The 9,261-nt window shown below is 41.5% G+C and carries 7 protein-coding genes and 1 pseudogene; 5 read left to right on the top strand and 3 right to left on the bottom strand.

Going from position 1 to position 9,261, the window contains the following annotated elements; genetic code table 11:
* Positions 1-571: 571 nt before the first annotated feature.
* Positions 572-1,823, top strand: a pseudogene (locus ACJROR_RS10200) (ISAzo13 family transposase).
* Positions 1,824-2,144: 321 nt separating this feature from the next.
* Here the strand turns inward: ACJROR_RS10200 and recF are convergent.
* The 3 genes from recF to dnaA all read right to left on the bottom strand — a co-directional run bounded on the left by recF (position 2,145) and on the right by dnaA (position 6,330).
* On the bottom strand, positions 2,145-3,242 hold the full coding sequence (recF, locus tag ACJROR_RS10195) for a DNA replication/repair protein RecF (RefSeq protein ID WP_406041153.1): 1,098 nt from the start codon (positions 3,240-3,242) through the stop codon (positions 2,145-2,147).
* 71 nt (positions 3,243-3,313) lie between these two features.
* Positions 3,314-4,528 carry a DNA polymerase III subunit beta gene (gene dnaN, locus ACJROR_RS10190; RefSeq protein WP_406546964.1) on the bottom strand — a complete coding sequence of 405 codons (1,215 nt, stop codon included), beginning with the start codon at positions 4,526-4,528 and terminating at the stop codon, positions 3,314-3,316.
* 44 nt (positions 4,529-4,572) lie between these two features.
* On the bottom strand, positions 4,573-6,330 hold the full coding sequence (gene dnaA / locus ACJROR_RS10185; protein WP_406546963.1) for a chromosomal replication initiator protein DnaA: 1,758 nt from the start codon (positions 6,328-6,330) through the stop codon (positions 4,573-4,575).
* Positions 6,331-6,751: 421 nt separating this feature from the next.
* Between dnaA and rpmH the strand changes: the two genes are divergently transcribed.
* The 4 genes from rpmH to yidC are packed head-to-tail and all read left to right on the top strand — an operon-like array spanning position 6,752 to position 9,211.
* Positions 6,752-6,895, top strand: a complete 144-nt coding sequence (rpmH, locus tag ACJROR_RS10180) for a 50S ribosomal protein L34 (RefSeq protein WP_406041147.1) — start codon at positions 6,752-6,754, stop codon at positions 6,893-6,895.
* Positions 6,888-7,274, top strand: a complete 387-nt coding sequence (gene rnpA, locus ACJROR_RS10175) for a ribonuclease P protein component (RefSeq protein ID WP_406546962.1) — start codon at positions 6,888-6,890, stop codon at positions 7,272-7,274. The genes rpmH and rnpA overlap by 8 nt, the downstream gene beginning before the upstream one ends.
* On the top strand, positions 7,211-7,459 hold the full coding sequence (gene yidD / locus ACJROR_RS10170) for a membrane protein insertion efficiency factor YidD (protein ID WP_406041143.1): 249 nt from the start codon (positions 7,211-7,213) through the stop codon (positions 7,457-7,459). Before rnpA ends, yidD begins: the two co-directional genes overlap by 64 nt.
* A gap of 6 nt (positions 7,460-7,465) precedes the next feature.
* Entirely contained in the window at positions 7,466-9,211 is a 1,746-nt protein-coding gene (gene yidC, locus ACJROR_RS10165; RefSeq protein ID WP_406041141.1) for a membrane protein insertase YidC, read from the top strand.
* Positions 9,212-9,261: the final 50 nt, after the last annotated feature.

Raw genomic sequence — 9,261 nt, 5'->3', positions numbered from 1 at the left:
CTTTTCATGGATGCTGACTTGAAAGTTCCATGGAATTTACCTGTCATTATCTCCGTTGTTTCACGTGGAACATTCAATCTGTTTCTGGATGCTGACTTGGAAGTTCCATGTAATTCACCGGCCATTATCAACGTTGTTCCACGTGGAATATTCAATCTATTTCCTGGATGCTGACTTGGAGCCTATGAAATTCATCTGCCATTATCAACGTTGTTCCACGTGGAACATTCAATCTATTTCCTGGATGCTGACTTGGAGACTATGAAATTCATCTGCCATTATCAACGTTGTTCCACGTGGAACATTTAATCTATTTCCTAAATGCTGACTTGGAGGTTCCAATGGAACTCATCAGACATTATCTACGTTGTTCCACGTAAACATTCAATAATCTCGAATACTGACGCACAATATTTACTAATACATCATAGAGCAATTCTATCAATCTCAGATAGACGTATTGTTGTAATACATATAACCACTTAGGAACTATTAAGAAATAAAGTTGAATTTTCTGTCCGATTTTACCCGCCGCAGTGTGCTATCATAGTGGTAGTCATTGGAGGGTAGAATGATTCCGGAAAGCACTAAAATTTTTATAGGGAAAGTACTCCCTCAGTTGGATGAAAAACAAAGAAGAATTTTTCTTGGAGCCTTGTCTGAAATGCTGGGGCGAGGAAGTGTCAAGGATCTCCATGAACTAACGCAGATCTCTCAGGTTACAATCATCGAGGGTAAAAAAGAGTGTGAAAATATAGAGCCTGATCCTACGTTCAAGCTAACCGTTAAAAACAGGGACTCCAAGCAGTGCCAGATTAAGAGCAGAAGGAGGAGGAGGAGGAAGGAAATCAATCCGTGACAAGTATCCTCAAGTTGTAGATGAGATAAACCGTTTACTTGAAACATGTACAATAGGAAATCCTGAGAATCCATTGTGCTGGACCACCAAAAGCCTGCGTAGTCTTGAGTCTTCTCTCAAGGGGAAAGGAATCCCTGTCAGTTATGTAACCATTGGTAACATTCTGGAGGAGATGGGATACAGTTTGATGCAGAACCGGAAATACACGGGGAGCGGAAATGCAGGATCTGATCGGGATGCTCAGTTTCAGTACATCAACAATAAAGCCAAAGAGTTCATGAACAATAAAAACCCGGTGATATCTGTTGATGCCAAGAAAAATGAGCTGATTGGCAATTACAAGAATCCGGGAAAAGAATATGCCCCGAAAGGCAATACGGTGAAGGTAAATGATCATGACTTTGAAGGTTCGGGCGGGAAAACCTGCCCTTATGGCATTTATGATTTGAACTTCAATGAAGGGTTTGTCAATGTCGGTTTGAGCGCCGACAGCAGAGTTTGCCGTCAGCAGCATTCGGGAGTGGTGGCGGACAATGGGAGCTTAAAAATATCCTGAAGCCACAAGTCTGTATATCACCGCTGACGGTGGCGGAAGTAACGGCAGACGTAATAAACTATGGAAAACAAGCCTTCAGAGTTTTGCAAATGAAACCGGTTTAAATATCCATGTGTCTCACTTTCCGCCGGGTACAAGCAAGTGGAACAAAACTGGGCACCGGCTGTTTGCCTTCATCAGCAAGAACTGGCGTGGCAGACCATTGGAAACAGTGGAGATCATCATTAATCTAATCGGTGCTACGACAACCTCATCTGGATTAAAGGTTAAGTGCAAGTTGGATGAAAACGTCTACGAGAAAGGAAAGGCAGTGTCTGATGAGAACTTAGCGGAATAAATATGACCAGAGACAACGACTGGCACGGTGAGTGGAACTATATCATAGCTCCCGAGAGTCATGAAAATTAAACTTTCTTTATTAACAGCTCCTTAGTATTCTCTATCAAGGAACTTTTATCATGGATAGACGAACTCACTCATCCGCATGAGTGCTCAATTAATGTTGGTATGCTGTTAAACGAAGGCAGTATTAGAAGTAAAATATTACATTAATAGTTATAACAACTATAGAAAAAATATTAATGACACGTATACACCCAAAAAACGGCTTTCAGATTTGAGCGATATTGCATTATTTTTACCAAGTCGGTGTTGGGATACCTCCTCTATCACAAAAATGCAATCTAGGGCAAATACGTTGATTTTTGGGTTTGAGGAATAGCTGTTGCTTCAGTTACTCTGTGTTACTACCTTGTTATCGGATACAGAGAAGAAAGAAGCCTCAGGAAAGGACTCCTGATACCAGGCAAGCCTGCTATCCCCTAAAAGAGTCAGAAAATACTGAGCACTGCTTCTTGTTGATGTGATCAAATCACACAAGATCTTCTGATTGTGTTCATCCAGTTCTGAAGAAACATCATCAATGAGAAAGACGCAGTTTTTGCCTGTTTTTTTGGCATAAAGCAATCCTTGAGCAAGATGCATGGATATAACAAGGAGTTTCTGCTGCCCTCTTGACAAAACCTGGCTGGCAATAATGTCATTGGCTTTAATTTTTAAATCACACTTATGCGGCCCGTAAATGGTATAACCGAAACACATTTCTCTGTCTCGATTTCTTTTCAAAATATTCAGCAGTCCATCTTCACGTTTATAGCCGCAATTCAAAGAAAATTTAAACTTAAATTCAGGAATGAATTTTTCAGTAATCTCAGAAATTTCTCTAGAAAACTCTTCAATGTATAATGTCCTAAGCTCTGAAATTTTCTCTGATAATTTGACAAACACCGAATCCCAATATTCAAGACTAATTTCTTCTGCTTTATTATGAATTAAGGAGTTTCTTTGCTTTAACACTCTTAAAAAATCACTAAAAATTTTTCCATACTCATCATAACCGTAAAAAACACCCCAATCAATAAAACTTCGTCTAACTGACGGTCCCTCCGTCAGCAGATCAAATGAATCCGGAGAAATAATCTGGACACAAAGATTCTTAGCCATATCGCTGTTTCTGCTGACATTTTTATTATCAAACAAGACTTTTATAGTGCCATCATATTTTCTTTCCAAACCTTCAGAATGCTTTACATCATCAGAATCTGTTAAAACGGCAAAAATACTAAAGAAGTCATGTCCTGTTTTTATAAGGCTTTGATGATTAGATGAACGAAAAGATTTTGCAAGAGAGAGATAGTAAAGAAATTCAAGAATCGAACTCTTTCCGGCACCGTTATTCCCATAAAAAACGTTAATACCTTTTGTTAAAGGAATATCGATATAATCAAAGTTTCTAAAATACGAAACTTTTACATGGCTAAGATACATGCAGGATACTTGATATTAAACATGGACGTTTGAGAGAGACGGAGAGAACTAAGCCCCTCCGTCATTTGAGCTTAAAGAACTATTCTGCTTACGACATAGCATGCCTGACTCACAGGCTCCCCCTCCCCTGCTACAGCTTCAACCTTGGCACTGTTGCTGTTAGTCGTCATAGATATTTTAATTTTCTTTGCAGTCATATTCTTGCAAATATCAATAAGATAGTCAGCCTTATATGCAAGACTGAAATCATCACCTTCATATTCAGCAATAATATGTTCCACTGCTTCTTCATGCAGACTGTTTTTGGCTTTGATGGTTATTGTTGAATTAACCACAATAAGTTCCACTGCATTATTAAGAGTGTTACAAAGTATCTTTACACGCTCTAAAGAATTCTTAAAGCTCTCTCGGTCTAATGTAAGAACTCTGTTACAGTTATTGGGAACTATCATCAAAATATTAGGGTAATCGCTATCAATAAGACAGCTGATAACAGTAACACCATTGATTTCCGTTCTGAAGCAAGTTCTTCCTATGAACAGTTCAATAACTGAATCCAAAAATGCTTTATCCTTGGAAAACTCATTTAAAAGTCTAATGACTTCACTTACTGTCTTCTTGGGAAGTATGAAAGAACATCTTCCGCTGAAGTCTTCAGGAAAAACACAGTCTTCTTCAAGTTCAGCCCTTTGAATATTGGCCCTGTGAGCATCTGATGTATAAATATCTAAATCTCTCTTCGAACCTCTGTCCTGCCGAATGTTGAAACACATCCCCTTTAATGCAACCCTATAGTTTTCCTGAGGAATGGCAAAACTGGTTGTCTTCATCATCTCCAAAAGCGTAGATGCCTTGATCTTCAAGGAATAGGAACTAGCCAGAATCTCAATTTCAGGAAACTGCTCTGCCGGAAGAGTGGACAGGGAAAACTTGTTTCGTTCCGTGCTCAGGGTTATGGACTTTTTATCAGGAGCTTCCTCTATGTATATAAAACAGCCCTCAGGAAGACTCTTTATGATAGTTACAAGCTTTTTGGCTTCAACGGTAATAGCCCCCTGCTCTACTTCGCCGAAAAGACCTACTTCGCTAACCAGTTCAATTTCCGTATCTGTGCAGATCATGAACATTTTGTACTCTGCATCTTTTATCGGGCCGGTAGGGTCATTAGGCACTATCTTCATAAGAACATTCTGAGTTATAGGTTCTTTCTGATTGGTCCCCACAGATCCGGAAATCTGCTCCAAAGGCTTAATAAAATTTTCCCTCTGTATCCTGAATTTCATCATATTTACACCACTAATAATTCACTTCTGTCTATTTCTGTAAGCTACTATTCTGTAAGCTGTAATTTCAAATTTTCATAATCGGTTCTGATTTGATGGTCAGTCTGAATCCACTTTGCCAGTTTATCGCAAGCATGCATCACCGTAGAATGATCGCGATCTCCAAACTGTTTTCCCAGACTGGGATAACTCTGCCCCGTGAGTTCACGAGCCAATGTCATGGCTATCATCCGGGGCCTGGCAATCGGTTTGGAGCGAGACGCAGAGTCCATATCCTTTACAGTGATCTTGAAATACTCCGAAACAGTCTCCTTGATATTATCCACAGTAACCATTTTTGCTCTTTGGGCAAGCTCATCCTTCAGGACAAACTTGACCCGATCAACTGTTACTATAGTGTCTGACTTCGGCCCCATAATGGTAGCGCCGATTGTCTTTATGTATCCTTCGAGATTCCTGACATTTGTCTGGAATTTTAAAGTCATGAAATCAACACTCTGTCTGTCAAATTTCAATCCCATCTCATCAATTTTTTTCAAAATAATCTTGCGTCTGGTATCAGAATCAGGAGGCTCTACCTTTATGACAACTCCTGAACGAAAACGCGAACTCAGCCGGGAATCAATCTTCTTGATCTCCGAGGGGTGAACACTGGCAGCAAAAACAAGCTGTTTGCCGGAAGTGGAGATTTCATTCATTATGTTGGTGAATTCTCCGACAAATGCATCACTGAACCTGTTATTGAATTCCTGCATGTCATCTATAAGCAAAACATCCAGACTTTTGTAGAGAGCCTTGAACTTACTGATAAGACCGGTAACTGAATTTTTGCTCTTGCTGTAATCGTCAACAGCCTGAACGAAATCCTGATAAATGCTTATCAGCGGCACATACATAACCTTCTTCTCAGGGTAATTAACCTGCAGCGAATTAGCTATGGCAAAAAGGATATGCGTTTTTCCAAGTCCGGTATCGCCGTAAACAAACAGGGGATTTCTGTCAGATGTGCCCGGGTGCTCGGCAACCTTTTTTCCGCTGTCGCACAGAGTAGCATTTGTAGGCCCTTCGACGAAATTATCAAAATTTTTGTTTTTCTGAATCAGATGAGCATGATGCCTGAAAAAAGGATTTTCTTTAACCTCTGCAAGAGTAAGCTGTTTTGAAAACCCCATATTCTGAAATGAATCATCCGGCGAAGGAATAATTCTGCTGTCATACTGCGGTTCAGCCCCGGTATTAGCTCCGGCGCCAGCCCCTGATACTGCTGAATTGTCATAATGAGCAGCCAGATCAAGATTCAGACCAAAACGATCCAGAGAACTTACCTCAGAATCCTGTGAAACACCGGAGGGAAAGGATGTCTGAGGCTGAACAAATGTCTGGGACTGGCGGGACACCGGCTGCGGATAATCCTGCTTAGCCTCATTGAAATGGTACCCTCCCCCTGCGTTTGCCTTCTGAGAAACAGACAGAGAATTTTTCTGAAAGCCTGAATCCTGCTTGAACTGAGCGCTCTTTTTGTCTCCGAAGTTCATGTTGCTTTGCAGATCTATGACAACCTGGTATTCCCGGCCCAGTGATTCCATCGTTGCAGCCCGTATGGTATCCACATAATTATTGTTTTCAAGAAAATCCTTTACCAGACGATTGGGGACATAAACAGTAAGAACATTGCGCTGATCTGACACAACGGCCATGGATTTCTTCAGAAACATCCTGAGCTGCATCTTTCTGACGCCGTCCAAAGGCACTGTTTCAAGATGCTTTTTTACCTTTTCCCAGGAGGTGGGATCAAAAATAGGCACGGAGACAACCTCAAGCAACCAGAGAAAAACACATGAATCATGGAGTGATGATTTTACATTATGAGCCGGCAGTGATCTAGAATTAATTGTGAATAACTTGAACTGTGATATGGTTTTCAGAATGACGTTCACAGGCTGCGCAAAACTTATTAACAACAGACAAGAAAACACAGACGTCTCATACAAACCGTTGTTTTTCAAGACTTTAACATGAGTTATCAACAAAATATAAACAATCTGTCCACAATTACCAGTTCACCAGCTGGCAATGATTATAAACTGCTGACGTATTCACGCTGGAAACCGGGCAAATCACAGATATTGACGGAAACAACAGAGAACTATATAATCACGCGACTGTTCACTGTTTTGTGAACTTGAACATACTTTAAGTTTTGGTTATTTTTGGGAGATAAGAATAATGAAGCGCACTTTTCAGCCTCACGTATTGAAGCGCAAGCGTGTTCACGGGTTCCGCAGCCGCATGAAGACTGCAGACGGACGCAAGGTACTTGCCCGTCGTCGTGCTAAGGGCCGTGTTCGCCTGACAACTGTTAATGGCTAAAAGAAATTTTTCGAGGGAGTCCAGACTGCTGACTCCTGAAAGTTTCAATTCAGTCTTTAAAGATCCAATTAAAGCAGGATCTCCATCCATCACTGTACTTGCAAAAGAAAATGGTTTGGGTTTCCCGCGCCTGGGTTTAATTGTTCCAAAAAAAGCTCTTAAAAAAGCAGTGTGGCGGAACCGAGTTAAACGGATAGCGCGGGAAAATTTCAGAAATGCCCAGGATAAACTGAGTCCGTTGGATTTCGTGGTAATTGCAAAAGGTCCTGCCCAGAATTTGAGTAACAGGGATTTAGACGAAATCTTAACTAAACTATGGAACGTCATATATCGCCGCTACAAAAAATTGCATGTACCCTTATCAGATCCTACCAAATAGTTCTCAGTCCTGTGATGGGACAGCAATGCCGTTACATCCCAACATGCTCGGAGTACACCAGACAGGCTATTCTGATGTATGGTTTCTGGAAAGGCGTATATTACGGGTTTTGTCGCATTGCGCGATGCAATCCTTTCTGCTCCAGCGGTTTCGATCCGGTTTCTTTTCCAAATGAAAAATTATGAGTGCATATGCAGCAACAACGTAACACTGTTCTGATAATGCTGGTTTTATTTACTGTCTTCATGTTTTTTACATGGTCAGGAGACAAGAATGCGGCAATACAGGCAAAAAATCAACCTGAAGTAACAATACAGGCTCCTAAGACCGACAATGTTGTCAAGGTTTCCACGGATCTGTACGACTTGGAAATCGGCTTAGATAACGGAGATATTCTTAAGGCTGATCTTAAGGATCAGAAACAGGAAATCGACTCCGCGGAAAACTTCCACCTGTTGAGAATTTCCGGCAACTTCAAGTATTTTGCTTCAAGCAATCTGGTATCAGCCAAACAGGAAGACCAGAATATCGATCCGACGCAGCAGACGTCTGCTCAGTTTCGCTACATGAATGTTAAGTATTCCTCGGAGAAATCTTCCTACGTCATGAGCAAACCTCAGGATCTGGACGGCAGAGATATTCAGGAATACTGTTCTGTATACAGAGCCTCCAGAAATCCGGATCAGAAAACCACCAACAAGGATTCAATTAATCCCCCTTCTGACAACAGCAGCCTCGTGGTGACTCTGACAGGAACAACATCTGACGGCATCAGCGTAAACAAGATATTTGCTTTTGAAAGATGCTCCCATGAAATCCGGGTATCCTTTGAAGTTTCCAACCTGTCCCAGCCTTTAAGAATTGCCCAGATCTCCTCGCTGGAGCAATCGGTTAACGATCCGGATCTTAATTCAGGAATGTTCGGCACCTCCGCATACCGGGGTATGGCATATTCCACCTCCGATACCAAATATCAGAAGGAAAGCTTTACCGACATCGGCGAGTTAAAACAGCCTGAAAACGTCCATTCGTCAAAAGGCGGCTGGATCAGCATGATTCAGCATTATTTTGTTGCTGCCTGGATAGGAGCAGAAAATACCTCCAACACCATTTTTTCATATGGAAAGGACGGAGAAGAAACCGCAGTTGTTGGCATTCGTTCCCAGGATATAGCTATCAATCCGGGAGAAAAAGCCACACTTTCAAATATACTGTGGATGGGACCTAAAGACATTCATGAAATGAAGAAGGTTTCCCCTCATCTGGAACTGACTGTGGATTACGGCTGGCTCTCTTTCCTGTCCATATGGCTGTATTACGCATTAGAGTTCATACATCAGGTATTCCCGAACTGGGGTGTTGCCATCATAATACTCACTATCCTGGTACGCTCTCTGATGTATCCGCTCACCAAGAAGCAGTATGTTTCCATGGCCAAAATGCGGATCCTTACTCCAAAAATGAACGAGCTCAAAGAGCTGTATAAGGATGACCGCCAGAAGCTCAGCATGGCCATGATGGAGCTTTATCAGAAAGAAAAGGTTAATCCCTTAGGAGGCTGCCTCCCTATTCTGATTCAGATGCCTATCTTCATAGCGCTGTACTGGACGTTCATGGAATCAACAGAACTCAGACATTCTGCTTTCTGCCTATGGATTCAGGATTTGTCAGCATACGATCCTTATTTTGTGCTGCCAATTCTTATGGGAGTAACCATGCTGTTAATTCAGAAGATGTCCCCTACTACCATAACAGATCCCATGCAGAAGAAAATAATGATGCTGATGCCGATTATTTTCACCGGACTGTTCTGCACCTTCCCGGCAGGTCTGACTCTGTACTGGCTGGTATCCAACATCTTTACCATAGCCCAGCAGTTCGTTATCTTCAGAGCTCTGGAGAAAAAGGGCTTGAGCATGAAGAATCCGGTTAAATAACGGCTTGATGCAGTAACAAAAAAACAGTAAAACTCAGGGGTAAAATCCTG

Origin of the sequence: Succinimonas sp. (genome assembly GCF_045225735.1) — a bacterium.
GTDB lineage: Bacteria > Pseudomonadota > Gammaproteobacteria > Enterobacterales > Succinivibrionaceae > Succinimonas.
Note: the sequence above shows the minus strand (reverse complement) of the source record. Positions and strands in the feature narration are given on the sequence as shown.